General features: G+C 32.1%; 28 protein-coding genes. 13 read left to right on the top strand and 15 right to left on the bottom strand.

The window, feature by feature from the left end:
* Nucleotides 1-18: 18 nt before the first annotated feature.
* The gene (locus tag EW14_RS02800; RefSeq protein ID WP_042851294.1) at nucleotides 19-747 is read right to left on the bottom strand and encodes an aldehyde oxygenase (deformylating); all 729 of its coding nucleotides are present in this window, start codon (nucleotides 745-747) and stop codon (nucleotides 19-21) included.
* 111 nt (nucleotides 748-858) lie between these two features.
* Nucleotides 859-1,653 carry a creatininase family protein gene (locus tag EW14_RS02795; RefSeq protein WP_042849988.1) on the bottom strand — a complete coding sequence of 265 codons (795 nt, stop codon included), beginning with the start codon at nucleotides 1,651-1,653 and terminating at the stop codon, nucleotides 859-861.
* A 66-nt stretch (nucleotides 1,654-1,719) separates the two neighbouring features.
* On the opposite strand from EW14_RS02795, the gene EW14_RS02790 reads away from it, so the two are divergent.
* Genes EW14_RS02790 through pgeF form a run of 3 tightly spaced genes read left to right on the top strand, consistent with a single transcriptional unit; the run spans nucleotide 1,720 to nucleotide 4,632 of the window.
* Nucleotides 1,720-2,925: a S1 RNA-binding domain-containing protein gene (locus EW14_RS02790; RefSeq protein WP_042849987.1), complete on the top strand. Its 1,206-nt coding sequence runs from the start codon at nucleotides 1,720-1,722 to the stop codon at nucleotides 2,923-2,925.
* Nucleotides 2,922-3,827 (top strand): Tab2 family RNA-binding protein, encoded by a 906-nt coding sequence (locus tag EW14_RS02785; protein WP_042849985.1) that lies wholly within the window; start codon nucleotides 2,922-2,924, stop codon nucleotides 3,825-3,827. The genes EW14_RS02790 and EW14_RS02785 overlap by 4 nt, the downstream gene beginning before the upstream one ends.
* Nucleotides 3,828-3,849: 22 nt before the next feature.
* Nucleotides 3,850-4,632: a peptidoglycan editing factor PgeF gene (pgeF, locus tag EW14_RS09820; protein ID WP_369794280.1), complete on the top strand. Its 783-nt coding sequence runs from the start codon at nucleotides 3,850-3,852 to the stop codon at nucleotides 4,630-4,632.
* A gap of 6 nt (nucleotides 4,633-4,638) precedes the next feature.
* On the opposite strand, the gene EW14_RS02775 is transcribed toward pgeF, so the two are convergent.
* From EW14_RS02775 to hemH, 3 genes are all read right to left on the bottom strand, one after another.
* The gene (locus EW14_RS02775; RefSeq protein ID WP_042849984.1) at nucleotides 4,639-4,989 is read right to left on the bottom strand and encodes a hypothetical protein; all 351 of its coding nucleotides are present in this window, start codon (nucleotides 4,987-4,989) and stop codon (nucleotides 4,639-4,641) included.
* 65 nt (nucleotides 4,990-5,054) lie between these two features.
* Nucleotides 5,055-6,818, bottom strand: a complete 1,764-nt coding sequence (ilvB, locus tag EW14_RS02770; protein WP_042849983.1) for a biosynthetic-type acetolactate synthase large subunit — start codon at nucleotides 6,816-6,818, stop codon at nucleotides 5,055-5,057.
* Nucleotides 6,819-6,955: 137 nt separating this feature from the next.
* The gene (hemH, locus tag EW14_RS02765; RefSeq protein ID WP_042849982.1) at nucleotides 6,956-8,131 is read right to left on the bottom strand and encodes a ferrochelatase; all 1,176 of its coding nucleotides are present in this window, start codon (nucleotides 8,129-8,131) and stop codon (nucleotides 6,956-6,958) included.
* Nucleotides 8,132-8,196: 65 nt separating this feature from the next.
* On the opposite strand from hemH, the gene EW14_RS02760 reads away from it, so the two are divergent.
* The 5 genes from EW14_RS02760 (at nucleotide 8,197) to EW14_RS02740 (ending at nucleotide 12,625) form a co-directional block, all read left to right on the top strand.
* A complete protein-coding gene (locus tag EW14_RS02760; protein WP_042849981.1) occupies nucleotides 8,197-9,366 on the top strand; it encodes a site-specific integrase in 1,170 nt (389 codons plus the stop codon).
* A gap of 34 nt (nucleotides 9,367-9,400) precedes the next feature.
* Nucleotides 9,401-10,093, top strand: coding sequence for a cob(I)yrinic acid a,c-diamide adenosyltransferase (gene cobO, locus EW14_RS02755; protein WP_042849980.1), 693 nt, complete (start codon nucleotides 9,401-9,403; stop codon nucleotides 10,091-10,093).
* Nucleotides 10,094-10,219: 126 nt separating this feature from the next.
* A complete protein-coding gene (gene pyrH, locus EW14_RS02750) occupies nucleotides 10,220-10,924 on the top strand; it encodes a UMP kinase (RefSeq protein ID WP_042849979.1) in 705 nt (234 codons plus the stop codon).
* Between the two features lie 22 nt (nucleotides 10,925-10,946).
* Nucleotides 10,947-11,495 (top strand): ribosome recycling factor, encoded by a 549-nt coding sequence (gene frr / locus EW14_RS02745; RefSeq protein WP_011818029.1) that lies wholly within the window; start codon nucleotides 10,947-10,949, stop codon nucleotides 11,493-11,495.
* Nucleotides 11,492-12,625: an NAD(P)/FAD-dependent oxidoreductase gene (locus tag EW14_RS02740; protein WP_042849978.1), complete on the top strand. Its 1,134-nt coding sequence runs from the start codon at nucleotides 11,492-11,494 to the stop codon at nucleotides 12,623-12,625. Before frr ends, EW14_RS02740 begins: the two co-directional genes overlap by 4 nt.
* A 23-nt stretch (nucleotides 12,626-12,648) precedes the next feature.
* Here EW14_RS02740 and tal read toward each other — a convergent pair whose 3' ends face one another.
* The 4 genes from tal to EW14_RS02720 all read right to left on the bottom strand — a co-directional run bounded on the left by tal (nucleotide 12,649) and on the right by EW14_RS02720 (nucleotide 17,367).
* Complete coding sequence (gene tal, locus EW14_RS02735; RefSeq protein WP_042851291.1) at nucleotides 12,649-13,650, bottom strand: transaldolase; 1,002 nt, start codon at nucleotides 13,648-13,650, stop codon at nucleotides 12,649-12,651.
* Nucleotides 13,651-13,740: 90 nt separating this feature from the next.
* On the bottom strand, nucleotides 13,741-15,492 hold the full coding sequence (locus tag EW14_RS02730) for a penicillin-binding protein 2 (protein WP_042849977.1): 1,752 nt from the start codon (nucleotides 15,490-15,492) through the stop codon (nucleotides 13,741-13,743).
* Nucleotides 15,492-15,920: a hypothetical protein gene (locus EW14_RS02725; protein ID WP_042849976.1), complete on the bottom strand. Its 429-nt coding sequence runs from the start codon at nucleotides 15,918-15,920 to the stop codon at nucleotides 15,492-15,494. Before EW14_RS02725 ends, EW14_RS02730 begins: the two co-directional genes overlap by 1 nt.
* Before the next feature lie 85 nt (nucleotides 15,921-16,005).
* Entirely contained in the window at nucleotides 16,006-17,367 is a 1,362-nt protein-coding gene (locus EW14_RS02720; protein WP_042849975.1) for a CPBP family intramembrane glutamic endopeptidase, read from the bottom strand.
* 116 nt (nucleotides 17,368-17,483) lie between these two features.
* Between EW14_RS02720 and EW14_RS02715 the strand changes: the two genes are divergently transcribed.
* Nucleotides 17,484-18,812, top strand: coding sequence for a histidine phosphatase family protein (locus EW14_RS02715; RefSeq protein ID WP_042849974.1), 1,329 nt, complete (start codon nucleotides 17,484-17,486; stop codon nucleotides 18,810-18,812).
* Between the two features lie 54 nt (nucleotides 18,813-18,866).
* Here EW14_RS02715 and lepB read toward each other — a convergent pair whose 3' ends face one another.
* The 5 genes from lepB to EW14_RS02690 all read right to left on the bottom strand — a co-directional run bounded on the left by lepB (nucleotide 18,867) and on the right by EW14_RS02690 (nucleotide 21,154).
* Nucleotides 18,867-19,526, bottom strand: coding sequence for a signal peptidase I (gene lepB, locus EW14_RS02710; RefSeq protein ID WP_042849973.1), 660 nt, complete (start codon nucleotides 19,524-19,526; stop codon nucleotides 18,867-18,869).
* A gap of 29 nt (nucleotides 19,527-19,555) precedes the next feature.
* A complete protein-coding gene (locus EW14_RS02705) occupies nucleotides 19,556-19,912 on the bottom strand; it encodes a Spx/MgsR family RNA polymerase-binding regulatory protein (protein WP_042849972.1) in 357 nt (118 codons plus the stop codon).
* Nucleotides 19,909-20,463 carry an inorganic diphosphatase gene (locus tag EW14_RS02700; protein ID WP_042849971.1) on the bottom strand — a complete coding sequence of 185 codons (555 nt, stop codon included), beginning with the start codon at nucleotides 20,461-20,463 and terminating at the stop codon, nucleotides 19,909-19,911. Before EW14_RS02700 ends, EW14_RS02705 begins: the two co-directional genes overlap by 4 nt.
* Nucleotides 20,453-20,707: a hypothetical protein gene (locus EW14_RS02695; protein WP_042849970.1), complete on the bottom strand. Its 255-nt coding sequence runs from the start codon at nucleotides 20,705-20,707 to the stop codon at nucleotides 20,453-20,455. Before EW14_RS02695 ends, EW14_RS02700 begins: the two co-directional genes overlap by 11 nt.
* A gap of 96 nt (nucleotides 20,708-20,803) precedes the next feature.
* The gene (locus tag EW14_RS02690) at nucleotides 20,804-21,154 is read right to left on the bottom strand and encodes a hypothetical protein (protein ID WP_042849969.1); all 351 of its coding nucleotides are present in this window, start codon (nucleotides 21,152-21,154) and stop codon (nucleotides 20,804-20,806) included.
* 173 nt (nucleotides 21,155-21,327) lie between these two features.
* Here EW14_RS02690 and EW14_RS02685 point away from each other — a divergent pair, with 173 nt between their 5' ends.
* The 4 genes from EW14_RS02685 to EW14_RS02670 all read left to right on the top strand — a co-directional run bounded on the left by EW14_RS02685 (nucleotide 21,328) and on the right by EW14_RS02670 (nucleotide 26,012).
* Entirely contained in the window at nucleotides 21,328-23,130 is a 1,803-nt protein-coding gene (locus tag EW14_RS02685) for a proline--tRNA ligase (protein ID WP_042849968.1), read from the top strand.
* 26 nt (nucleotides 23,131-23,156) lie between these two features.
* Entirely contained in the window at nucleotides 23,157-23,594 is a 438-nt protein-coding gene (gene psb27 / locus EW14_RS02680; protein WP_042849967.1) for a photosystem II protein Psb27, read from the top strand.
* 81 nt (nucleotides 23,595-23,675) lie between these two features.
* Entirely contained in the window at nucleotides 23,676-24,986 is a 1,311-nt protein-coding gene (locus tag EW14_RS02675) for an adenylosuccinate synthase (RefSeq protein ID WP_042849966.1), read from the top strand.
* Nucleotides 24,987-25,001: 15 nt separating this feature from the next.
* Nucleotides 25,002-26,012: an adenosine kinase gene (locus EW14_RS02670; RefSeq protein ID WP_042849965.1), complete on the top strand. Its 1,011-nt coding sequence runs from the start codon at nucleotides 25,002-25,004 to the stop codon at nucleotides 26,010-26,012.
* Here the strand turns inward: EW14_RS02670 and cutA are convergent, their stop codons facing one another.
* Complete coding sequence (cutA, locus tag EW14_RS02665) at nucleotides 26,013-26,318, bottom strand: divalent-cation tolerance protein CutA (RefSeq protein ID WP_042849963.1); 306 nt, start codon at nucleotides 26,316-26,318, stop codon at nucleotides 26,013-26,015.

The following is a 26,318-nucleotide window of genomic DNA, read 5'->3' as shown; positions in this document are numbered from 1 at the left end:
AATTAATTAGAAATGTAATTAGACAATAGCTGCCATAGCCATTCTTGCAATTTCTCTATTATCTAGACCTATTTCCATCAATGTATCTTGATAAGCAATCATAAATTCTTCCATTAATTCTTCTCTGTCCATAGCTAAAACTGATGCGTCATCTGCTACTTCATCTAACATATTTTTAATTAATGGAAGATTAACCTTATTAGCTTCCATCAATTCCTCTTTACAAGTTGATAGATTCTCTTTAAGCCACTCTTGACCGTAATTTAAGTGAAGATATTCGTCTTTAACCACTCCCTCTGTTATTTTTTTTGCAAAAGGATCCGCAACTCTTATGTAGACGTTATAAGCAGAAATTGCAAATGCTTCAATTAAGATAGCTTGTATTAAAAGGCATGTCGTTAAATTTCCTTTTTCAAGAGCAACTTGAAAATTACCATGTAATTTAGAAAAGAATTTTTTAGCAAAATCCATATCAGCTACTACACCTAAATTTCTTCCACATGCAGTAAAACCTTTTTTATGCTTCATTTCCATTCTCGCCAATTTAGTTAATTCCTCTATCTCATTTGGAATTAAAGTTGCTATTGAAATGTAATTATCATGAGCCTCTTGCTCTCCCTCTATAACAATTGCATTTATTCTGCTGTATGCATCCTTATAAGAATCTGTAGTGAAGTCTGGTAAATCTAAAGAAATCGGATTAATCGATTCTTCAATAGTTTTTTTATTTGATTCTAGAGTTTGCATGTCAGTAATCTTTAGCTCATTATGCATGAATATTACACGATTATAGAGAGTTTATTTTAATATCATGAAAATAGTTTCAATTGTTAAGTCACATTTTTTACTTAAACTTATTCAAGAATTGTTTGGCCAATCTGATTGCATCAGATTCATAATCAATTTAAACCAATGATTAATCAATAATTCCTTTAATTTTTTCCCTAAAGACTCATTTGCTCCTCTACTATCTCCTATAACACCTGATTTACTTAAGTCGTCAGTAAGCCAAGCAGTTGGCGCATTGCCCTCAAGACTCCAACCTTCAGGGATCTCTACTTTATTACCCTCATTTGGACGTTCATCACCTACTAATTCTGGTTTTAAAGCAAGCATCAAACTTGTTTCAGCTAAAGAAGCATGAAGCCCATCCTCAATCTCACTCTTTGATAACAATTCACTTAATCCACTTACACCACTCCACAAGAAACATGGGAAAACTGCCATTTCAGGTGCTACACTCCTTAGTTCTCTTGCCGCTGTATTTATAAGTGAGATTTGACCTCCATGTCCATTAATCAATATTAATCTTTTAAAACCCATTTCAGATAATTGAACTCCGACTTCCTTAATCATTGAGGTTATTAGACTTGAGGAAAGTGAAATTGTTCCGGCAAACCCCTTATGCTCGGGAGAAAACCCAATATATTGTGTTGGAAGTTTTTTTAATGGAATATCGTGAGAGATTAATTTAAAAACTTCGCTAATAATTTCATCAACAAAAATACTATCTGTAGCAAGAGGCAAATGAGGCCCATGTTGCTCAACAGCGCCGAATGGCCAAATCACTGTTGATCTTTTATCTTTTGCAAAAATTTCAATTTCTTGCCAATTTAAATATTCAAATTTATTAGGTATTGATTCAAAGTTCATTAATTTTAATTTTGAGTACTAAGATTTAGAGTATGTTAATAATTAATTATTCTTATTTTACCTACAATGGGAGTCAGTAATAAAAATGCCCAAGATAATATCCAACCAAAGGGCAATAAAAAACCTCTTCAGGTACTTCACATAAGCAAGAAAGATACTCAAAAAATAGATAATGATCAAACCAATTCGCAAGAAGAAATTAAAAAAGAAGATATCCCAATCAAACCGCAAATCATTAAAAATGATTCAGTAAAAAGAATTGAGGATAATAATGAAAACACGAAGGATTTTGATATTTCTCAACAAAATATAACTCAACAAGACTTAAATAGACCCCCTAATTTTTCTGAGCAAAACACCGATTTTCAACTAGAAAGAACAGTTGATGAATTCGATTTTGGTGAAAGTGCTTTTTTGGAGGCTTTAAATGCAAATGAGCCAATTGGGGCTACAGGAGAAACAATTTCAGGTAAGGTTATAGCAATCGAAAGTGATGGGCTATATGTTGACATTGGCGGAAAAGCACCTGGTTATATGCCCAAAAAAGAATGTGGTTTGGGTGTCATCACTAACTTTAAAGAAAAGTTTTCTATAGGCCTTGAAATGGAAGTCTTGGTTATCAAAGAACAAAATGCTGATGGGATGGTAACAGTTAGCGCTCGGGCATTAATTCTCAGGCAAAGTTGGGAGAAAGTATCAAGTTCTGCAAAAAATGGAGAATTAATTAACGTTTTAGTTAATGGATTTAACAGGGGTGGGCTTACTTGTGATGTAGATGGATTAAGAGGATTCATCCCAAGATCCCAACTTGAAGATGGTCAAGATTATCAATCTTTTGTTGGCAAAACTCTAAAAGTAGCTTTTCTTGAGGTGAATCCAGAATCAAGAAAATTAGTTCTCTCTGAAAAGAAAGCATCATTAGTCTCTAAACTTACAAGTTTAGAATTAGGTCAATTAATTGAAGGAGAAGTTTTAGCAGTAAAACCATATGGCTTCTTTATAGATTTAGGAGGAGCTAGTGGACTTCTTCATCAATCCTCACTAACAAATGGATCTATTCGTTCTTTAAGAGAAGTTTTTAGAGAAGGGGAAATGATAAAAGCTTTAATATCTGAAATAGACCTCGAGAAAGGTCGTATTGGTCTCAATACAGCACTCCTAGAAAACTCTGCGGGAGAATTAATTATTGATAAGCAAAAGGTTATGCAAGAAGCCACAGATAGAGCACTAAAAACTAAAGCACTCTTCGATAAAAAAGAACAAGATAAATGAACATTAATAAAAAAAAGGAGACAAGTCTTAAATTAAAAATTTCAGATTGGGAATTAGACTTTTACTCAAGACCAATTATTGAATCAAATGGAAAAAAAAGGTGGGAATTAATTATTTGCTCTACTAAAAGTCATAAGACAGAAGATATTTTTCTTTGGAATAAAAAGTGCCCTGCTAATGAAGTTAATTCAGTGTGGCTCACAAAGGCTCTACATGAAGCAATAAGTGAAGCAAAAAAACAAGGGTGGGAGAAACCTTCTATAGTTCGATTCTGGAGGTCGTCAATGAAATCGATTATTAGGAAATCTCTGGAGGCCTTAAGTATTGAGGCTATTGTAAGTAGGAGAACTTACGATTTATTAGATAGAATCGAATTTCTTGAAAAAGAGATTTATCCAAAGGAAAAAGGTTATGTAAGAGGTGTATTAGCTCCTACTTTTACTTCTAAAATGGAAAACCCTCCTACACCTCTACCAGAAGCAGTAAGGGGTGATGCTTTAACTATCTCTGAAATATCAATTGGCGAACTAAAATCAGCAGAAAATTGGCCTATGGAATTTGGAGATATTTTCCCAATTCAGCAAGATTTAGATGATAATTACTTGGTTCCAGGATTAAGACTTTTTAGCAAAGATAGATCTTTGGCACTGTCTGCATGGTTTAGTTGTTTAGAACCTATTAAATTAGTCGTAAATAAGAACCAACTCATACTTGAAGCTTCAGAAGATGATAAGTGGCTGGTTACTGATTTACCAGAAAAAGATGCAAATATTTTGAATACAAAGTTTTTAGACAATAAAGAAAATTCTTTTGGTTATCAATTTATTTCCATACAGTCAACGCCATATATCGAAAAATTTGCAGGATTCTGGATCTTGAGAGATATTGAATTAATTTCATAAATTCGCTTTAGGAGCAAGAACTATTCTTTATAAAGAAATATATTTCTCAAAAGATGAAATTTATATTCAAAACAGAAAATTTGAGTATTATTTATCACCTATTCTTAGTCAAAATAATTTCAAACATGCATACTTCACGAAGTCTTGCTCTGAGAAATTTCTTCAATTATTAGGGAATTATTTTAATGAAAATTCTACAAATTGTGTTTCCAATCAAATTCACAGTAATTTGATAGTGTTTGGATCTCATTCGCAAAAAGGAACTAAGACTGATGCAGATGGTCTTGTTGGCAATAAATGCAGTCAAAACTTATGGGTTTACACGGCTGATTGCATGCCAATATTTTTTGCAGATAAAAGGACAAGAAATGTAGCAACCTTGCATTGTGGAAGAAAAGGTTTAGAAAAAAAAATAATAAAAAATCTGATAAAAATTTTCGATACTTTTGGGACATCTAGAGATGACTTACTTGTTGCAATAGGACCAGCGATTTCTAAGGAACATTATCTAGTTGATAAAATGACACTCAAAGAATTTTATAGAAAGGCCGAAAACAAAAACATAACTGTCAAATTGACTAATACTAAAAAAGATCTTTGTTTTAGTGATTCAAATCACTTCAGAGAGAAAAACCTAAATCAACTTGATCTAAAAAAATCTGCCTACAGACAACTTTTAAATGAGAACATCCCTCATACAAATATAGACATCTCAAATATATGCACATACAAATTTAATAATGAATTTTATTCCTGGAGAAGGAGTAAAACAATCTCGAGACAATGGAATCTTATTTGCTCCTAAAGATAATTAACTTGGACAAATTTCACTACTTAAGTTTTTAGCGACCAATAATTCCGTCATCTCCTTAGTACCTTTAATATTAAAAACTTTGGCTAACAAAACATTCTCTTTAAAACCAAAAGGCTTTATTTTCACTTTGCTCCCCCTTGGGAATTCACTCTTAAGTAGATTAGTTGCTTCAATCTCATCATTTTCATTTACATCTACACAAAATAATCCAATAGTTAAATTTCTATTTTGATCCCCCACCAAAATAGTATTTGAACTTTTAATTTGAAGAATTTCGGCGGAGTTTACTATTACAGGATTAAGAACAATCAAGCAGATTAAAATTAAAATTTTTGATAATTTTTTCAATTCAGAAATATCTAAGTTTTTAAATTATCCTAAAGTTAATTTTTTAAAATGACGAATTTTAAAAATTAGTCTTCACAATTAACATATCCAACCATTTGAGCATTACTTTTACCAGGCGGAACCATTGGATAACAATTTTCACCCCTTCTGACAAGGATATTAATCAAGGCAGGGCCGTCATGATCAAGTGCATTTTTTAATTCATTCTGTAATTGTTTTCTATCAGAAATTAGGTATCCTTTAACTCCAAAAGACTCAGCAAGTTTTACAAAATCTGGTTCACCACAACTCATATCAGATGAGGAATATCTTTCATCATAGAAACTTTCCTGCCATTGTCTTACCATCCCTTGCCAGCGATTATTGATAATAATCAATTTCACCTTTAGACCATATTGAGACAAGGTTCCCAATTCTTGAATATTCATTAAGACACTTGCATCTCCTGCAATACAAATTACATCTGAATTAGGTAAGGCTGCTTTTACTCCAATTGCCGCTGGTAATCCAAAACCCATAGTTCCTAAGCCTGCACTACTAATCCATTTTCTTGGAGAATTCCTAAGATATTGAGCAGCCCACATCTGATGTTGTCCTACATCTGTAGTTATATAAGCTTCTGGTGAAAGTTCCCTCACTTTTAAAAGAACTTCCTGAGGATAAATTTCTCCTTCTTTAGGCGGGTCATATAAGGGGTGTTTATGTTTCCAAAAATCAATTTTTTCTAACCAGTTTTTCGTCTGACAAGTAAATTTGTTTTTTAGAGATTGTTCATTAATTTTCAAGACAGCTTTTGAAACATCAGCAACAATTGCAACATCTACACGTCTATTTTTATTAACTTCTGCGGGGTCGATATCTATATGAATTACCTTTGCATTAGGTGCAAAAGTATCTAATTTTCCTGTCACCCTATCATCGAATCTAGCTCCAATAGCAATTAAAAGATCGCATTCTGTAACAGCAAAATTTGCATAAGCAGTTCCATGCATTCCTAACATCCCTACTGATAAATTATCTTTTTCATCAAAAGCACCTTTCCCCATTAAGGTTGTGGTAACTGGTATTTGATAATTCTTTGCAAAAGTTTTTATTTCATCATGAGCTCCTGAAGATATTGCCCCACCTCCTACGTATAGAAGAGGTCTTTCAGAATCTTCTACTAATTTAATTACTTTTTTGACATCGCAATCATTAATTTCTCCATTCCTTTTAAATCCTTTAGGAATAATCTCACCAGGCAAAACTCTTTGGTAATTAAAGAACTCCTGACCTACATCTTTGGGTATATCAATTAAAACAGGACCAGGTCTTCCAGATGAGGCTATAAAAAATGCTTCAGAAACTACTTTCGCGATATCTGAAGGATCCCTTATTACCCATGAATGTTTCACTATTGGAAGAGTTATGCCAAAAATATCAGTTTCTTGAAAAGCGTCTGTCCCAATAGCAGGTCTTGGGACTTGACCTGTAACTACAACTAGAGGGACTGAATCCATTTGCGCAGTGGCAATTCCAGTAACCAAATTTGTTGCACCTGGGCCTGAGGTTCCAAAACATACTCCTACTTCACCAGTAGATCTTGCATATCCATCAGCCGCATGTGAACCTCCTTGTTCATGCCTAACCATATAGTGCTTTAACCAACCATCTTGTTCTGCCTTATGAACAGCATCATATATTGGTAGTATGGCTCCCCCAGGATATCCAAATATAACTTTTACTCCATGAATTTTTAAAGAATCCATTAGTGCATCTGCACCAGTTATCCAAACTGGATTTTCATGTTTTGAACTACCCTTTGAAAAGGATCTCGAAGTAAGGGTCACTAAAGAAATTCAATATTTACTATAAATATTAATCTCAATTAAATACTTTTGCCTCATTTAGAAATGTAATGTCAGAAATGTATTCAAAAAAATCTTTTAATAAATTTAAAAAATTTCAAATTAATATCAATTTTTCTTTATAAGATGCCTAATTTATGTAGAGGTCCAGAGCCTGAAATAAGTTCAATAAAAAGAACAAGAAAAATAATCATGGCAACCCTTCCGTTCCAAACCTCTGAACTATTATTCCAACCCCATTGCCACTTCTCCTGAGGATAAAGTTTAACTTTTTCAGGCAACTGTGAAGCCTCCTCTATATTAACTAGAGGCCCTTCCAAACAGGAAATAACTAAATCACTAAGACCTTCAATAAAAGTAGGATGAGTATTTAAAGCCTTAACTCTCCGAAAATTTTTAATACCAGCCTTTTCAGCAATTTCTTTGTATTCAATATCAATTTCTTGCAACGTTTCGATATGCTCTCCAACGAAACTTATAGGAACCACAACTAAATCATTAACATTTGACCTTCCAAGATCAGCTAAAACCTCTTCTGTATAAGGCTTCAACCATTCAACAGGACCAACTCTACTCTGGTAAGAAAGTGTATGAGGGTTACTATGTCCTAAACATTTTTCCAACTCATTAATTATTAATAAAGAACAATCTTCAATTTGTTGTTTGTAAGGGTCTCCAGCTTCCTCTACGTAACTCTTAGGGACTCCATGAGCAGTGAAAAATATATGGGCTTTTGAAGGTGATTCACAAAGTGAAATTTGTTCAGAAATTAATTCAACCATAGACTTTAAATATCCTGATTGACTGAACCAACTCCTTACACATCTCATTGGAACCTTCTTAAATTCATCATCAGAATCTCGCAATTTTTTTAATTCTCTAAAGCTCGAACCACTAGTACTTATTGAAAAATGTGGATACAAGGGTATTACAACAACTTGATCTATGCCATCAGCTTTCATATCAGCAATTGCTGATTCGGTAAAAGGATGCCAATACCTCATGGCGATGTAGGTAGTGGCATTAAACCCTTTGTTCCTTAATTTAGATTGTAATTCTCTTGCTTGTTGTTCAGTTATCCTTCTGATAGGTGAACCTCCGCCTATGGAAAGGTAAGCTTGTTGTGAAGTAGTACTCCTAAGCGTGCTAATTAACCAAGCTAGAGGCTTTTGAAAAACAGGGAAAGGGGTCCTGATAATTTCTGGATCAGAAAAAAGATTGTATAAGAATGGGCCAACATCAGTAATGCGTTCAGGCCCTCCTAAATTCATTAGTAAGACGCCTATTTTATCCATTTAAAGTTTATGGAGATTGAAAATCAACATTAAAAACGTCATTATATGGTCAATTATATAAGTAAATGAACATAATTCAGGAAATTAATAATGTCAATGATAAATTTGCTACTCAAGGCAGCAAGCTTAAAATTGAGAAAAGAGGAGAGAAATTAAATATTCGTGGTTCACTACCCTCCAAAGAAGATAACAATAACTTTAAAATTCAAAGAATATCTCTTGGTTTAAAAGCTGATATTTCTGGATTAGAGGAGGCCAAAAAAAAATTACAATTAATCAATTTGCAATTGGAATTGAATCAATTTGATTGGATTAATTGGATAGGCAAACCATATAAAAAGGAAATAAAAGATGGTTTTGAATTCCCAAAAAGATTAAATCAATTTGAGGAATTTTTTTTTAAAGAAAATAAAAGTGATTTTCGAACCAGCACTAGAAAAACTACTTGGAGAAGTTCTTACAAACCATATATGAAAAGAATCCTAAATATTTACAGTGACTATGAAAATGCAGCTTTAGAAAAAATATTTCAAAAAACACTTGAAAGTTATAAGGAAGGTACCAGAAGTAGAAAACAATGCGCTACTTCGTTAAGTGTTTTGGCTAGATTTTTGGACATTAAACTACCAGAAGATTGGAAACTAAATGCCAGAGGATATGGTCTGAACAAAGCAGGATTTAGGGATCTACCTAAAGACGAATTAATTGAGAAACTGTGGGAAACGATCCCAAACAAGTCTTGGAAATTTGTTTTTGGTCTGATGGCTACATATGGATTAAGGAATCATGAAGTATTTTTTTGTGATTTAAGTTCTCTTTCTAATTTTGGGGACAAAATTATAAGAGTTTTGCCTACGACTAAAACTGGGGAACATCAAGTCTGGCCATTTCATCCTGAATGGGTGGAAAAGTTCGAATTGTCAAAACTGGGTGAAAATCCAGAACTTCTACCAAATATTAATAGAGACCTTAAAATAACAACCTTACAGAATATTGGAAAAAAAATTACAGACCAGTTTAAGCGTTACTCTTTACAAATAAAACCTTATGATCTAAGACATGCTTGGGCAGTAAGAACAATTTTTTATGATTTACCTGATACTGTGGCTGCCAGAATGATGGGACATTCGGTTAGTTTACATACTCAAACTTATCACCACTGGATTACTAAAAGAGATCAACAACAAGCAGTAAATAATGCACTTTTAAAAGTTAAAAGAGTTAAAAATATTTAAAGATTTATAATAACTAAATAAAAATAAGGGTCATATGCAAGAAAAACCTTCATCTTCAGAGAAAATATTTAACCTCGATAATCAAGCAAATAAACTTGGAATGGGAGGTAAATTATCACCGGATAGCGATGAGAGCTCATATAAAAAAAGAATGCAGAAAAGAAAAGATATTCAAGCCGAAAGACTACAAATTAGAAAAACAAAGAAAGGATTACTTATTGTTTTTACAGGAAATGGTAAGGGCAAGACAACTGCATCTTTAGGGATGGCTTTAAGGACGATTGGGCATGGCTATAAAGTAGCAATAATTCAATTTATCAAAGGAGGCTGGAACACTGGAGAAGAAAAAGCACTTAAAAACTTGTCTTCAAACATATCTTGGCATTCATTAGGAGAGGGATTTACTTGGGAAACACAAGACAGAATAAGAGATGAAAAATTAGTTCAAGAGGCGTGGCAACTAGCCAAAAAATATATACAAAACGAATCTTATAAACTTATCATTCTTGATGAAATTAATATTGCGACAAAACTTGGTTATCTTGCACCCGAAGAAATAATCACTTTTTTAAAAAGCCTAAAAAATAGAAAAAATCATATTGTTTTAACTGGAAGGGGAGCATCTGATTTAATTATGAATTACGCTGATCTAGTTACAGAAATGAAACTAATAAGACATCCATTTAAAGAACAAGGAATAAAAGCACAAAAGTGTGTTGAATTTTAGTTGAAGTAAATTTTATTTAAATATTCTTTGGACAGGTTTAGAAATGTTTAAAGACGCAAGCAATATCAGAACAAAAAATAAATTTGGCACATTTACTTGCTAAGGTCTTAAAAGTACAATTATTGAATGACTTACAAAAGAGTTCTCTTAAAACTTAGTGGTGAAGCACTAATGGGTGAAAAACCTTATGGTATTGATCCTGCTATAGTTCAGTCAATTGCAGAGGATGTTTCAAAAGTAGTCGAAAATAATGTACAACTTGCAATAGTTGTTGGTGGTGGAAACATTTTTAGGGGACTTAAAGGATCTGCAGACGGAATGGATCGCGCTACTGCTGATTACGTAGGGATGCTAGCAACAGTAATGAACGCAATTTCACTTCAAGATGGTCTTGAGAGAGTAGGAGTTGCAACCAGAGTTCAAACAGCAATTGAAATGCAAGAAATTGCCGAACCTTATATCAGAAGAAGAGCCATGAGGCACCTAGAAAAAGGTAGAGTTGTAGTTTTCGGGGGTGGATGCGGAAATCCATTTTTTACAACTGATACTACAGCAGCTTTGAGGGCAGCAGAAATAAACGCTGAAGTTGTTATGAAGGCTACTAAAGTTGATGGAGTATACGATCGTGATCCTAATCAATTTAATGATGCAAAAAAATATACCTCTCTCAGTTATCAACAAGTTCTTAGTGATGAAATTGCAGTAATGGACAGTACTGCGATTGCACTTTGCAAAGATAATAATATCCCAATTATGGTTTTTGATATATTCAAAAAAGGGAACATTTCTAAAGCTGTTGCTGGTGAGCCAATAGGCTCTTTAATTAGTTAAAGATCATTTAGTTTTTTTAATTATGAAAGAAAAAGAAATTCAAGAAAATATGAATAAAAGTATTGAAGCCACACAAAGAAACTTTAATACAATTAGGACAGGCAGAGCTAATGCTTCCTTGTTAGACAGAGTAAGTGTTGAGTACTATGGAGCAGAAACACCTATCAAATCACTTGCCACTATAAGCACTGTTGATTCGCAAACAATTTCAATACAACCTTTCGATATTTCATGTTTGCAAGCGATAGAAAAATCTATCTCTATGAGTGATTTAGGTATTACTCCAAATAATGATGGGAAAGTAATAAGAATAAATGTTCCTCCTTTAACAGAAGAAAGAAGAAAAGAATTTTGTAAATTAGCCTCTAAATATGCAGAGGAAGGTAAAGTAGCTTTGAGAAATATCAGAAGAGATGCTGTTGATAAAGAAAAAAAAGACGAAAAAGATGGTCTTATTTCTATTGATGAATCGAGAGATAATCAATCTGAAATTCAGAAAATTACTGATAAATATATTGCTTTAATAGAAACTAAATTGTCTGAGAAAGAGAAGGAAATATTAAAAGTTTGATTAGATTTGACGTTGTAATAATTGGTGGAGGTTTATCAGGAGCTTCTACGGCTCTTAACCTAACAAAGAAAGGATATTCAGTTTTAATTATTGAAAAAGAAAAATCTCAAGATTACAAATCATGTGCAGGTGGGATGGCATCTTCAATGCAAAGATTTCTTCCTTTAAATATAGAAGATTGTATAGAATCAAAAATTAAGAATGTTGAATTCAGATGGAAGGCTGCAGATAATGTAACTGCTGATCTGACTGGTGAATCCCCATTTTGGATTGTTAAAAGAGAAAAACTAGATCAATTATTACTTGACGAATCCTTGGGTAATGGAGCACAGATAATGAGACCATTATTGATAAATAAAATCATAAAAAAAAATGATAAATGGGAAATTACTTTCAGTAACAAAAAAAAATATATTACAGAATTTCTTGTAATTGCAGACGGGTCTCAATCGAAATGGGCGAGTTATTTCAATTTAGGGCCAAGAAAACCGAAATTTGCAAACACAATCTCATTAAGATTGAAAGGGTTAGGTGAAATACCTAGAGATGCAGTTAGATTTGAGTTTGGATTTATAAAATATGGTTTTGCATGGGCATTCCCCCTAAGAGAAAGCTTAAATATTGGTTTAGGTACTTTTATAAATAATGGTCTTCTAGAAAATCAGGCTATAAATAAACAAGTAATCAGAAGCTTCGGGTTTGATGATTTCCCTCATAAAACAATTAGTAAGAAACTGAGAATATGGAATGGCTTCCACTCAATTAATGGTGACAAAGTTTTAGCGGTTGGAGATGCAGCATCTCTATGTGATCCATTTTTAGCTGAAGGGATTAGACCATCTTTAATTAGCAGTTTTTATGCTGCAGAATACATAGATCAATGCCTATTAGGAAAAGTAGATAATTTAAACCTTTATACGAAAACAATTAACAACATTTGGGGGGAATCAATGGCTTGGGGGAGAAGAATAGCCCAAGTATTTTATAGATTTCCCAGAACTGGATATCAATTAGGTGTCAAAAGAAAAACAGCGCCTAAACGTATTGCTCAAATATTATCAGGAGAAATGAGTTATGAAGATATTGCAAAAAGAGTTATCATGAGACTCATAACAAAACGTGGGACTTAATTCTTTTCAATTCAAACTTAAATTTAGTTAGCAGAAATCAATTTATGATTTTTAATCTCTGAATATCTCTTTAGTAGCAGCTCTTCCAATTCTTCTATAGCCTTACTGAATCCAGTAATACCTTCACTAAGCTTTTCACTTGCCATTTGATCTTCTAACATACTTAATCTGAAATCTTTTTCTTCAAATTGGTAGTCAATAGAATTATTTGTTTGAGTACTTAAATCTAATTTTCTAACTAACTCTCCCTTTTCTTTTTTCAGTTCCTCAAGAAATTTTGGTGCGATTGTTAAAAGATCGCAACCTGCTAATTCTTTTATTTCATCAAGATTTCTAAAACTTGCTCCCATTACTTCTGTCTTAAATCCCTTTTCTTTAAAGTACTTGTATATTTGCGTAACCGAAATAACACCAGGATCTTCAGCACCAACAAAACTAGTCTTACCAGTTTTTGCTTTATGCCAATCCAATATACGGCCAACGAACGGAGAAATTAGAGTTATCTTTGCATTGGCACAAGTTACCGCTTGGCAGAAGTTAAAAAGTAAAGTTAAGTTGCACTTGATACCCTCTTTTTCCAAAATTTCAGCTGCCTTAATTCCCTCCCAAGTTGCAGCAATCTTAATCAAAATTCTTTCCTTTTCAATCCCAAAATTTTTGTAAAGTTTGATCAATTTTCTTGCTTTTTCTACCGTAGCTTCGGAGTCAAAGCTCAGTCTTGCGTCAACTTCTGTAGATACGCGCCCTGAAATAATTTTCAATATTTCTTTTCCAAAAAATACTGAAACTTGGTCTACAGTTTCTTTGATTAATTCAATTTCTGAGGATCCTTGGGGCAATGCATTTTGTGAACTTTCTAAAGCTTTATCAATTAATTTCACATAATCAGGATTCTTAGCAGCAGCAAGTATTAGTGATGGATTGGTGGTGGCGTCCCTTGGTTGAAATTTTTTTATCGAATCTAAATCTCCAGTATCAGCAACAACAACGGTCATTGAGGACAATTGTTCTAAAATTGATTTCATTTCTAGATAATCATATATATACATAAACTAGCTTTAATTCCTGATGAAATCATCAGATAATGAACTAAATATTTATAAAATTAGAAAATTTTAGGGTTTTTTAACAATCATTCCATGATCTTTAATCTTGGGAGGTATTTTTTCAATTACTATCAAACTCTCGATAATTTCTTTAGCAACTGGTGCAGCAACAGTTGAACCATATGCATAAGATTTAGATGGCTCATCAACGACTACTAGGACAGCATATTTCGGATTATTAACTGGTAAGGTCGCCACAAAACTGCAAACTTTTTTACTTGTATAGGAACCATTTAAGGCCTTTTGGGAAGTGCCCGTTTTCCCCGCTATCCTGTAACCTTCGATTTTCACTCCAGATCCACTACCTTTATCAACTACGCTTTCCATCCATTCAAGAACAGTTTTAGAGACTTCGTGTGAAAAAAATTGTTTTTTTGGATTTTTATTAAATCTCTCTTTGAAAGTTGAGGTTACATGAGGAGTTACTTCAAAACCACCATTTGCTAAAGCTGCATGAAGTTGAAGCAATTTAAGTGGCGAGATTGAGAAACCTTTACCAAAAGAAGTTACAGCAGGCTCAATTGATTGATTTACAAATATATCTTTTCTCTTTAGTTGGCCAGCAGTTGATTCAAATAAGTCAGTCTCTAAATTTTTATTTATACCTAAATTGCTTAGCCAATCCCAATAAATTTTAGGGTCTAAATTTTGCATTATTTTTACCATCCCAACATTACTTGAAACCTGCAAAACTTTTGGATAGTCAATGTATCCATTACCTTTTTTATCCCAATTAGAAAGTGTCCATCCTCCAACATTAATCTTTCCAATATCTTCAACTACTCCATCTTTCTGGATTACTTTTTCTTCTAAAGCTAAGGCAAGATTAATAGGTTTAAAAGTTGAACCAGGCTCAAATAAATCCTTAGAATACCAACCCCTGAAGAGTCCAGAATCATACTGCCAAAATTTATTTGGATCGTAAGACGGGACTGCGACCAAAGAGAGAATCTGTCCATTATTAACATCCATAACTATGGCAAATCCCTTCTTCGCTTTCCATTTACTTACTTGCTTAGATAATGCATTGAATGAAGCTTTCTGTAATTTTGAATCTATAGTTAGGCCTAAACTTTTGTAATCAGTAACAAAATCACCTGGGGCTGAATTATCCGGCAAAGGAGTTCCATCTCCTCCTCTTTTTATTAAATTACTTTTATTAAAAACTTTAATTTGATTATCTAAATGAAGCTCCAAACCTGCTGAAGCTATATTCTCATCATTAACAAAACCGACAAGATTAGAGTAAAGCGCCCCTTGCGGATAATATCTCTGCGAATATTTAAATAAATCAATTCCGCTTATTTGAAGGCTCTTAATCTTGTCTGCCTTTTCTTCGGAAATTTTATCCAAAAGCTTGATACCACTGATTTTATTATTAAATTTACTCAAGAGTATTTCACCATTTATATCCAAGATAGGTGACAATTTTTCTATAACTTCTTCAATACTGCGAACTCTGTTAATTGAATCACCAGGAAAATTAAAATATTTTGGATGAGCCCATAACTTATAGAGCGGTTTATCGTAAGCAACTAGTCTATTATTTCTATCTACAATTGCTCTCCTTTTTTTTAAGGCATTAGTTTTAGAAGACTGAATTAATCTAGCTTTCCTTTCCAAATCAGAGGCGTTAAAGACTTGCAATTTAACTAACCTTCCGAACAAACAAAATATTAATAGTAAGCTAAAAATATAGAGATATTTAAATCTTCTTTGATCAAGGGGTACTAGACGAACAATTTTTTTGTGTTTTTTCATCAATATCCCTCTTGATATTTGCTATCACTAAAACCTTCAATGAAACTATTTAAATTTTTCTTAAATAAACTTTCTTTTTTTTTTGGAAGTTTATCTAGATAGATTAAATCTTCAGGCTTAGTTTTCCTATAAATATTGAGAGACTCAAGTTCACTAATATAAAATTCTTCAATTTGTGAAATATAATCAATGAGATTATTATTGATAGCTCTTGTTTTAGATAAGTTTTTATATGTATTTGACCATTTTCTTTGACTATCAAAAGATAAGAAAAACAATGTGAAAATTAATACCAAAAGAGAGATATTAATGGTGTCGAAAATTTGATGTATTAATTTAGTATTAATTATGGATATTTTTTCAGAATTTTTTTTTCTTTCATATGTAACTTTTTTTTTTAAATAAAGTTGATTCCCATAAGGTTTCATCTATGATTTATTTTTTAAATAAAAGAAGTGTTATTAATCAAATAAACATCTTTTTGTTTGATTAGCAAGTAAAAAATTAAATTCTTTATGTCCTCAATAAGAACAAATTTAAGAAAGTCAATCCATTCCATAAAGAATGCATAATCACTGAGGAAAACAAACTCCCCGAAGCAATTCTTGTAATTGCTAATCCAATCCCTAGAACAAATAATGGCGGCATTTCTCCTAAACTTAAATGGGCCAATGCAAATATAAAAGCTGAAACTATAATTCCCGGAATAACTCCAAAATCTCTTGAAAGAGTTGGTAGTAAAATACCGCGAAATATAATCTCCTCAAATAGAGGAGCTAATAGCGTTGTTGTTATAAATAATAAAAAAAATGATAAGTAATTATTATTATTAAGAACAATTTCCAGTAAAGGGTTACTACCATTCTGATTATCAATCAGACTATTAATAATTAGAGAAATCAATAAAACGAAAGGAACTATAGTTAACCAACCTTTAATTCCTTGAATAATTGCATATTTTATTGGCAATAAATTGAACTGTAAATAATCCTTTTTAAAAGTAAATTCACCATTCAAAGACTTAATTTGATAATAAACTATCGCTAATGGCGGAATAGCCATAAAAAGATATCCAAAGAATATTTTTAAAGATTGAGACAATTCATTGGAGATACTTTTAGAAAAAAGTTCAACCAAACTGATGGAAAACAAAGGTGATACCACTTCTCCTAAAACAACAAATCCACCAGCAATTAATAAAACCATATCTATTAATTCTAAATCTAAGGATTTAATTTCTTTCCAACCAAACTTTTTCAAAGATATGGTAGTCCACAATATTCTTAAAACCAGAATAGAGCCAATAAGTATTGTTAAAAGTGGTATTAGTCTGATGGCTAAAATTTTTAAAAACATTTTGCTTGAAAATGATTTTGTTATTAATGAACTATCGTCAAAATCAAATTTTCGGCTTAAAAGGTGATATAAAAATCTATCTTTTTTAAATAAATCAAATTTATCAAAATTTGGTTTATATGAATTATTATTCGATTTTTTTTCTATCTCATCAATAAGAAATTTAAAGTTTTTATTTTCAAAATCTTTGGATATATTTTTATAGATTTTAGGATCATTTGATTCTGAAGTAATTATTCGAATTAATTTATTTCTTTCCGTTAGTTCTTCAAATGAAACCTCAGTGAGAGATTTATTTATTTGATCAATAGGATCATTAATGATAAAAATTGTTTTAAGATTTACAGGTATGGATTGTAACGATAATTCAGCAATTTCTTGTTCTTTTTGACTAATATCAAATGAGACAGATGGTCTATTTAAACTATCTCTTAAGCCCTGCTGCCATACAAAAAAAGTTATGACTATAGAAATAAAAGCTAAAGTGAGTTTTGACTTAGAAATATTTTTAAAGATCATAACTTATTATATTCTTGAAAACTATACTTAGTTATCATTGAATTCCGAGATATTTATGTACCTATTTTAATCACGCCATGAGATGATTAAATTATCTTATTTTTCAAATTTATATAATGGCCATACGATTAGTTTTAGTTAGGCATGGACTAAGCAGTTTCAATGCAAAAGGATTAATTCAAGGAAGAACAAATGATTCATTATTAACTGATGAAGGATACGAACAAGCAAGAAAAGCAGGAAAAGCATTATCAAAAATAAACTTTGATAAAATCTATTCCTCCCCACTCGTAAGAGCTGCAGAGACTGCAAAAACAATCAAAAAGACCTTTAATAAAGAACAGAATATTGTATTTGATGACAATTTGCTAGAAGTAGATCTGAGTGAATGGTCTGGTCTAAAAATTGATGAAATAAAAAATAAATTTCCAGAAATTTACCCTATATGGAAAAATGATCCAGAAAATCTAATCCTAAAAAGAAATGACAATAAAACTTATAAACCGATTAAAGAGTTATTTTCTCAAGCAACAAATTTTGTAGAAGATATCTTAAAAATCTATCTAGACAAAGATGATGTAAATATTTTAGTTGTAGGACATAATGCAATTCTTAGATGTTTAATCCTCTTTCTATTAGGAAAGCCTAAGCAAGGTTTTAGGAAAATAAGATTAGAAAATGCTTCTTTCTCTATACTCAATATTTCAAGGAAAGATTGCTCTTTTAAGACCCAAATTGAATGCCTGAATCAAACTTCCCATCTGAATAAAAATGTTCCAAATCAAATTGGAGATTCCAGAATATTTCTAATAAGGCATGGTGAAACTAACTGGAACAAAGAAGGTAGATTTCAAGGCCAAATTGATATTCCTTTAAATGAAAATGGGAAGGATCAAGCTAGAAAGACTTTTGAATATTTGAGAAATATTTCTTTCACTAAGGCATTTTCAAGTTCAATGCATAGGCCTTACGAGACTGCACAAATAATCCTCCAAAATAGTAAAAATTTAAAAATAGAAAGAATAAATTCACTTGTAGAAATTAGTCACGGATTATGGGAAGGTAAACTTGAAGCAGAAATCAGAGAACAGTGGCCTGCTTTACTAAAAAATTGGCATGATAAACCTGAAGAAGTAATCATGCCAGAAGGTGAATCTATAAAAGATGTATCAGAAAGGTCCGTAGAAGCTTTTGACAAAATTTGTTTATCTCAAAAGGATAATGATATAAGCCTTCTTGTTGCTCATGATGCAGTCAATAAAACTCTAATTTGCAATATCCTTGGGATTAATTATTCAAATATTTGGATGATAAAACAAGGTAATGGCGGCATAACTATAATCGACCTTTTTAATGATCCCAATCAGACCCCTGTGATCAGCGCTCTAAACATTACAACTCACCTAGGAGGAATAATTGATTCAACTGCTTCCGGAGCACTTTAAGTAAAAATTCTTTCTAAAAATTTATTTTGATGAATTTAGAGTCAGAAAAATGCTTTATTTATTAAAAAAGCCAACTTGACTAAGAGGCCAAAATCTGAAAAATGCTTTACCAATTATCTCCTTTTTATGAAGAAATTTACTTCCAGGCCAATATCTCCCATCCCAACTATTTGACCTATTATCTCCCAAAACTAAAAAATGATCTTCTGGAACTTTTATGTTTTCAAATTTACCACATCTATTAAAGAGGGATAATGAGCACTTATAAGAAACATAAGGTTCAGGAATTAATTTATTATTTATTATTACTTCACCCTTAGTGTTTACACTGACAATTTCGCCTGGCAGTGCCACCACTCTTTTAATATATGCGTCACAAGCTTGATCTCTCAAACCAGGAATAAACGACATTGGAGGAAAACTCATAAAAAAACAATATCTTTTTTTTGGTAAAGCCTTTGATCTTTCTGAAATTAATTTTTGGTCAAAAGAGTAAGGGGAGTTAAACACAACAATATCTCCTCTTTTTGGTAAAGAGTTTCTTAGCGAAAATTTTTCAATAATTAGCCTATCGTTTATTTGTAATTCTGGAAGCATTGAACCAGAAGGGATATAACGTGGTTCTGCGAAAAATGATCTACAAGAGGAAACAAAAAAAGTTAATAGAATTAATAATCCCCATTCTTTTAAAAATCTTTTTATTGAAGCAGACATGAAGTTAATAAATTCTTGATTTTTTTACTTTATATAAATTGCTTGGCAAATTCAATTTCGTTAAAACCTAATATCACTTTTTTCCCTTCGTAAATCAAAAAAGGTCTTTTTATTAATTTGCCATCACTTAAAAGAAGTTGAATAATTTCTTCCCTTGATAAACCACAAATGTCAAGATTAAGTGTTTTATAGGCTTTACCTCTTGTATTAAAAATTCTTTTCTTATCATCAGAGTATTGTTCTAAGGCTAGATTTAAATAATTAACATGTGGCGGTTCTTTTACAATATCAATTAATTGGAATGCTAAATCTTTACTTTCAAGCCACTTTGCAGCTTTTCGGCAAGTAGTGCATTTTAAATAACTGTAAAAAATTATTTTTTTCAATTTAATTTACTAATTTTTGATTTCTTAATTACTTTAAAGTTTTTCTTTTTAAGGGGTATACAACTTTTCAACAAATTTTCGACCACATCAAAATCCCTCCAACCATCAATTTGAACTGTTCTTCCATCAAGTCCTTTACTTGTTCTGAAAAATTCAGCAACATCCTCCAACTGATTAGGTGCAATTTGATTGATACTCACTATATTAGCCTGCCTAGGATTAGCCATAGGAACACATAGAAGTTTTCCATCATATGCACCACAATCATGCATATCCAAAACTCCAATAGGTCTAGCTTTTATTAGACAACCAGCAAAAGTAGGTTCATCCATTATTACCATTGCATCAAGTGGAGCTCCATCATCAGCGAGAGTATTTGGGATAAAACCATAATCAAAAGGGTACCTCACTGAAGAATGCAATACTCTGTCTAAGGCCATCATTCCAGCATCAGAGCAATATTCATATTTATTCCTACTACCTGCAGGTATTTCAACAATGATATTTACTATTCCCTTCATTGGAGATGGAGGTATTGAACTAAGGTCCATCTTTTTCAAAATCGTGATTATGAATTATCTCGTTTCCTTGAGATAAAGGCCTGCCAATTAAAATGCTTATTGAAGGTAATAAAATTGTCAAGAATGCAAAAATAATACCTAAAGAGGTTATTGATAAACTCCTTATACTTAAGGGGTCATCATCATCTCTTTCAAAATCACTCTTAGCAGAACCAAGAGAATTTTCCTCGCTTGATTTACTTTGAGTAAAGTGCTTTAATTTGGTGTAACTCAAGAACTCTTAGTTAGAAAAGATTAAGGAGATAATTAAACATCATTATCCTACATTCTAAATGTCAATAAATCAAAACATTGATTGGTAACTTTTTAATTACTCTTTTTCTAGCAAAGACCTGATAGATTTTAGTTCTTCTAAAATTTGTACCATTATATTTTGTGCAGCAGAGGAAGGCGTATTAAAGACCTCCACAGTAACTTCCTTAATTCTTAAAATATCTTTCGCGAATCTTGCCACTTCATTAGGATGAAATTTTAAAGGATCTTTTTGATCAGTTCTAAATTCCGGATTTAATTTTCTTGGATTAAAGCTTGGGTTTAGATTTCTTAAATCTGTATTTGTATACCTATAAACAGAAGCTCTCGATCTGTTAAGGAATTTTTGAACTTCATCAATACCTACTAATTCCTCCTCGCTAGAAATATTCGAATCTATATTTTCCATAAACTTAAGAAAATGTTTTAGCAATAATGAACTTTTAAAAGAGTTTGAACTTCATTACTGAAGAAGTTAGCAGAAAGAATATTCTTAGACTAGCCGCGTTGAGGGACTCAAGACACTTTAAATTATTTTTTCATCTTAGTTGATAAAATTAAATATTATTAAGGATTTTTTGTATGCGCGTGACAACCTCATTTCCTCTGGGGACACTTCGTGACACTCCTTCTGAAGCTGAAATCATTTCACATCAATTACTTTTAAAAGCTGGATATATTCGCAGAGTTAACAGCGGTATTTATGCATACATGCCATTAATGCTTAGAGTTATTGAAAAAATATCCGCAATAATAGAGAGAGAACTTAATAGTATTGGTTGTACAAAATTACTTTTACCCCAACTTCATCCTGCAGATTTATGGAAAAAAAGTGAGAGGTGGGAAGGATATACAGCAGGGGAAGGAATTATGTTTAATCTTAAAGATAGACAAGGTAAAGAATTTGGTTTAGCTCCAACTCACGAAGAAGTGATAACGAGTATTGCATCAGAGACCATCAACTCATATAAGCAATTACCTCAATGTTTTTATCAAATACAGACAAAATTTAGAGATGAAATAAGGCCAAGGTTTGGATTGATGAGAAGTAGAGAATTTATAATGAAAGATGGTTATTCTTTTCATTCTTCAGAAAACGATCTGGCTTCTTTCTATGAAAAGGTGGGAAATGCTTATGAAAATATTTTTAAATCTTGTGGTCTACAGACAGTAGGGGTTGAAGCTGATAGTGGAGCGATTGGCGGCGCCTCCTCCAAAGAATTCATGGTTACTGCTGATGCTGGGGAAGATTCCATTTTGTTTACTCAAAGTGGTTCTTATGCTGCAAATATTGAAAAAGCTGTTTCTCTACCCTCTCAAGCTATTCCAATAAAAAATGATATTGCAGAGTGGTTGGAGACACCTCAACAAAAAACAATCCTAGAGGTTTGCGATAATAATAATTTAGACCCTAGTCAGATTATTAAAGTAGTAATATTCCTTGCGCAGTTCGAAGGTGAATTTGAGGCCCCAATTCTTGCATGCATAAGAGGCGATCAACACATTAATGAAGTAAAGCTTTTTAACTTAATCAATAAACTACATAATTTCAATCTCCTCAATCTTAAAAAGATTGAAGACAAAAATACCATCGAAAAAAATCTAGTTAATTTTCCCCTAGGTTTTATTGGGCCAGATTTAGATAATAAAACTATTAAAGCTAGTTCTAATTGGGATAAAAAATGGACTAGAATAATTGACTATTCTGCAAGTAGCCTCTCAAAATTTATAAGTGGAGGGAACAAAGTTAATTTCCACAGATTTTTTCAAGAGTTTTCTTTTGCCTCAAATGATTATCTAATTGGGGATATCAGGAATGCCAAAAGAGGGGATAAAATAAGTATTAATGATAATGAGGAACTTGAAGAAAAAAAAGGTATCGAGATTGGACATATTTTCCAACTAGGTCAAAAATATAGTGAAAAATTAAATGCAAAGTTTTCTGATAAGGATGGGCAGTTAAAGAATTTATGGATGGGTTGTTATGGAATTGGAATTACAAGAATAGCTCAAGCTGCTATTGAACAGAATCATGATCAAAAGGGGATTTGTTGGCCTATCCAGATTTCTCCTTTTGAAGTTATTATCATTCCAACAAACCTAAAAGATCCTATTCAAAGTGACCTTACAGAGCAAATATATAACAACTTTTTAATTAATAAAATTGATGTCCTTCTTGATGATAGAAACGATAGAGCTGGAGTGAAATTTAAAGATGCGGAATTAATTGGTATTCCTTTTCAGATAATTATTGGCAGAGATTCTGTTAATAAAGAAGTAGAACTTTTATGCAGAACAAATAATAATAAGTTTAAAATTAGTACTGATAAATTGTTGGAAACATTTATTTCCGAATCAGAAATAATGTACAATAAAAAGTCTTAAGGCTTATTTTTTTTGGGAGCTTAGTTATGTCACTGAAATGTACATCAAAATTATTTTTTAAAAATATTACCAAAGCTATATCTTTTTCAATATCCTTAATTGTTGTTTTTACACTATTTAGTTCCCCTTCCATAGCTGCAAAAACTTCTATGACAGGTGACTACACAAAAGATACAATTTCAGTGGTTAAAACATTACAAATAGCTGTTGATACACCAAAAGATTCTCCAAATAAAGATGAAGTAAGAAGTGAGGCTCTTACACTTATAACTGACTATATTTCAAGATACAGAAATAGAGGGATGGTGAATAAAACACAATCATTTACCACCATGCAAACAGCATTAAATGCTATGGCAGGTCATTACAAAAACTTTGCAAGTAGACCTTTACCAGATAAACTTAAGGAGCGGTTAACCAAAGAATTTTCTCTTGCTGAAAAAATGGTTTTAAGAGAAAGTTGATACAATTCATTTACTTTTTATAAGTAAACCAAGATTTTTGAATATATTAAATATTCGCACAAAAATAATGCTCTTCTAAAATTGGCCAATGTTGTTGTAATCGGAGCCCAATGGGGTGACGAAGGAAAAGGTAAAATAACGGATTTACTTAGTCGTTCGGCAGATGTTGTCGTACGCTACCAAGGGGGAGTAAATGCAGGTCATACTATAGTTGTAGATGATAAAGTCTTAAAATTACATTTAATTCCCTCAGGGATACTTTATAAAAATACTTCTTGTCTAATTGGGTCGGGAACTGTTGTAGATCCAAAAATCTTGCTTAAAGAAATTGACATGTTAATTGAAAATGGAATTGATATCTCAGGATTAAAAATTTCATCAACATCACATGTAACAATGCCCTACCACCGAATATTAGATGAAGCAATGGAGGCTGATAGAGGTTCAAACAAAATAGGGACAACAGGTCGTGGGATTGGTCCAACATATGCCGATAAGTCTCAAAGAAATGGCATTAGAATAAGAGACTTACTCAATAAGGAACGCTTAAGTGATGTGATCAAAATTCCATTAAGAGAAAAAAACGGTCTACTAGAAAAAATCTATGGCATTAAACCACTTAAATTAGAAGATATTGTTGAAGAATATCTTGACTATGGGGAAAGATTATCAAAGCATGTTGTTGACTGCACGAGGACTATACATGCAGCCTCAAAAAACAAAAAGAATATTCTTTTCGAAGGGGCTCAAGGTACTCTACTTGACTTAGATCATGGGACTTATCCCTTCGTTACCTCATCAAACCCTATATCAGGAGGGGCATGTATTGGAGCTGGAGTTGGTCCCACTTTAATTGATAGAGTCATAGGTGTCGCAAAAGCCTACACCACAAGAGTAGGTGAGGGGCCATTCCCAACAGAATTGCAAGGGAGTATTAATGATCAACTCTGTGATAGAGGTAGTGAATTTGGAACCACTACTGGAAGGAGGAGGAGATGTGGGTGGTTTGATGGAGTTATAGGTAAATATGCTGTTTCTGTAAATGGTCTTGATTGTCTAGCCGTTACTAAACTAGATGTGTTAGATGAATTAGATGAGATTCAAGTTTGTATTGCATATGATCTCAATGGAGAGGAGATAGACTACTTTCCTACAAATTCAGATGACTTAAAAAAATGTAAGCCAATCTTTAAAAAATTAAAAGGTTGGCAATGTTCAACTGCAGATTGCAGAAAACTATCTGATCTCCCAGAGAATGCTATGAACTATCTCAGATTTTTAGCTGAATTAATGGAGGTTCCAATTGCCATTGTCTCTTTAGGAGCAAATAGAGATCAAACTATAGTAATTGAAGACCCAATTCATGGTCCTAAAAGAGCACTTCTAAGGTAATTTAGTCTCAAATTAATGAAGGAATCCTTTAGACATGTTGAACATAATAGGAAGGTTGATCTCATTGGTCTGGGCAACGCAATAGTAGATATTATTGTGAATATCGAAGATGAGTTTCTTGAAATAAATAACCTGGATAAAGGATCAATGAATCTCATTAATTCTGATGAATCATATAGATTGTTAGAAAATTGCAAAGTAATCAAACAAATATCAGGTGGGTCCTCAGCAAATACCGTTGTTTGTTTAGCAGAATTAGGTAATCATGTGCAGTTTGTTGGAAGGGTGAAAAATGATAAATTTGGGAATTTCTTTTCTGACGATATAAAAAAAAGTAAAACCATATTTAATACTCCAGCAACTATTGAAGGCGCTTCAACAGCTCATTCAATAATTTTGATTACCCCTGATGCACAAAGAACTATGTGCACTTACCTTGGAGCATCTGTAGAGTTTGAACCAAAAGACATAGATTTTAGTTTAATCAAAGAAAGTAAATACTTGTATTTAGAAGGATATTTATGGGACAGCGAATTAGCCAAAAATGCTTTTCTTAAAGCAGCTCAAATTGCAAAACAATCTAATACAAAAATAATTCTTTCATTGTCTGATTCATTTTGTGTAGATAGACACCGAGAGAGTTTCTTGGAATTAATTGATAATTATGTAGATATAGTTTTTTGTAATGAATCCGAGGTTTTAAGTTTATTTAAAAAGGATAAATTAGTAAATTGCCAAGGAGACTTGTCTTCCTTGTGTGAATTAGTCGTAGTAACTTTAGGTAGCAATGGTTCTCTCATAATTAACAAAAATGCTACCGAAGTAATTAAATCAATTACGAAAGGGAAGATTATTGATACAACAGGAGCGGGAGATATTTTTGCAGGAGGATTTATTCATGGATTAATAAAAAATTATTCCCTTAAAAAATGCGGAGAGATAGGTTCAATTTGTGCTGGGCAAATAATTACACAATTAGGATCTAGATCCAATATGGATTTTAGAGAGTTAATAAGAGAAGTTTAATCAAATATTCTTGTTGATCCAATCAAAATATTTCATTTCAGAATAGTATTTTTTGTAAATAATTTGTGGGACATCATATGTAGAAATTTTATTTAAGAACTCAATTAAATAATCTTTAAATTCTGGTTTACTTTTTATTGTAATTTCAAACTCCTTATTTTCTTCAATATTATCATCCCACTCATAAATTGAAAAAATTTGCTTTATCGAAACACAAGCTGCGAGCTTATTTTGTATTAGTAATTTCCCGATTCGCAAAGCATTTGTTCTACTTGATTCAGTTGTGATCATAACTAATACTTCCAT

Source organism: Prochlorococcus sp. MIT 0604 (assembly GCF_000757845.1).
GTDB lineage: Bacteria > Cyanobacteriota > Cyanobacteriia > PCC-6307 > Cyanobiaceae > Prochlorococcus_A.
This window is presented reverse-complemented; position numbering and strand designations above follow the sequence as displayed.

Excerpts from the sequence above, each read along its gene's own strand:
- EW14_RS02800 (WP_042851294.1), bottom strand. The coding sequence starts at position 747 with ATGCAAACTCTAGAATCAAATAAAAAAACTATTGAAGAATCGATTAAT.
- EW14_RS02795 (WP_042849988.1), bottom strand. The coding sequence starts at position 1,653 with ATGAACTTTGAATCAATACCTAATAAATTTGAATATTTAAATTGGCAA.
- EW14_RS02790 (WP_042849987.1), top strand. The coding sequence starts at position 1,720 with ATGGGAGTCAGTAATAAAAATGCCCAAGATAATATCCAACCAAAGGGC.
- EW14_RS02785 (WP_042849985.1), top strand. The coding sequence starts at position 2,922 with ATGAACATTAATAAAAAAAAGGAGACAAGTCTTAAATTAAAAATTTCA.
- hemH (WP_042849982.1), bottom strand. The coding sequence starts at position 8,131 with ATGGATAAAATAGGCGTCTTACTAATGAATTTAGGAGGGCCTGAACGC.
- EW14_RS02760 (WP_042849981.1), top strand. The coding sequence starts at position 8,197 with ATGAACATAATTCAGGAAATTAATAATGTCAATGATAAATTTGCTACT.
- cobO (WP_042849980.1), top strand. The coding sequence starts at position 9,401 with ATGCAAGAAAAACCTTCATCTTCAGAGAAAATATTTAACCTCGATAAT.
- pyrH (WP_042849979.1), top strand. The coding sequence starts at position 10,220 with ATGACTTACAAAAGAGTTCTCTTAAAACTTAGTGGTGAAGCACTAATG.
- frr (WP_011818029.1), top strand. The coding sequence starts at position 10,947 with ATGAAAGAAAAAGAAATTCAAGAAAATATGAATAAAAGTATTGAAGCC.
- tal (WP_042851291.1), bottom strand. The coding sequence starts at position 13,650 with ATGAAATCAATTTTAGAACAATTGTCCTCAATGACCGTTGTTGTTGCT.
- EW14_RS02730 (WP_042849977.1), bottom strand. The coding sequence starts at position 15,492 with ATGAAAAAACACAAAAAAATTGTTCGTCTAGTACCCCTTGATCAAAGA.
- EW14_RS02725 (WP_042849976.1), bottom strand. The coding sequence starts at position 15,920 with ATGAAACCTTATGGGAATCAACTTTATTTAAAAAAAAAAGTTACATAT.
- EW14_RS02720 (WP_042849975.1), bottom strand. The coding sequence starts at position 17,367 with ATGATCTTTAAAAATATTTCTAAGTCAAAACTCACTTTAGCTTTTATT.
- EW14_RS02715 (WP_042849974.1), top strand. The coding sequence starts at position 17,484 with ATGGCCATACGATTAGTTTTAGTTAGGCATGGACTAAGCAGTTTCAAT.
- lepB (WP_042849973.1), bottom strand. The coding sequence starts at position 19,526 with ATGTCTGCTTCAATAAAAAGATTTTTAAAAGAATGGGGATTATTAATT.
- EW14_RS02700 (WP_042849971.1), bottom strand. The coding sequence starts at position 20,463 with ATGGACCTTAGTTCAATACCTCCATCTCCAATGAAGGGAATAGTAAAT.
- EW14_RS02690 (WP_042849969.1), bottom strand. The coding sequence starts at position 21,154 with ATGGAAAATATAGATTCGAATATTTCTAGCGAGGAGGAATTAGTAGGT.
- EW14_RS02685 (WP_042849968.1), top strand. The coding sequence starts at position 21,328 with ATGCGCGTGACAACCTCATTTCCTCTGGGGACACTTCGTGACACTCCT.
- psb27 (WP_042849967.1), top strand. The coding sequence starts at position 23,157 with ATGTCACTGAAATGTACATCAAAATTATTTTTTAAAAATATTACCAAA.
- EW14_RS02670 (WP_042849965.1), top strand. The coding sequence starts at position 25,002 with ATGAAGGAATCCTTTAGACATGTTGAACATAATAGGAAGGTTGATCTC.
- cutA (WP_042849963.1), bottom strand. The coding sequence starts at position 26,318 with ATGGAAGTATTAGTTATGATCACAACTGAATCAAGTAGAACAAATGCT.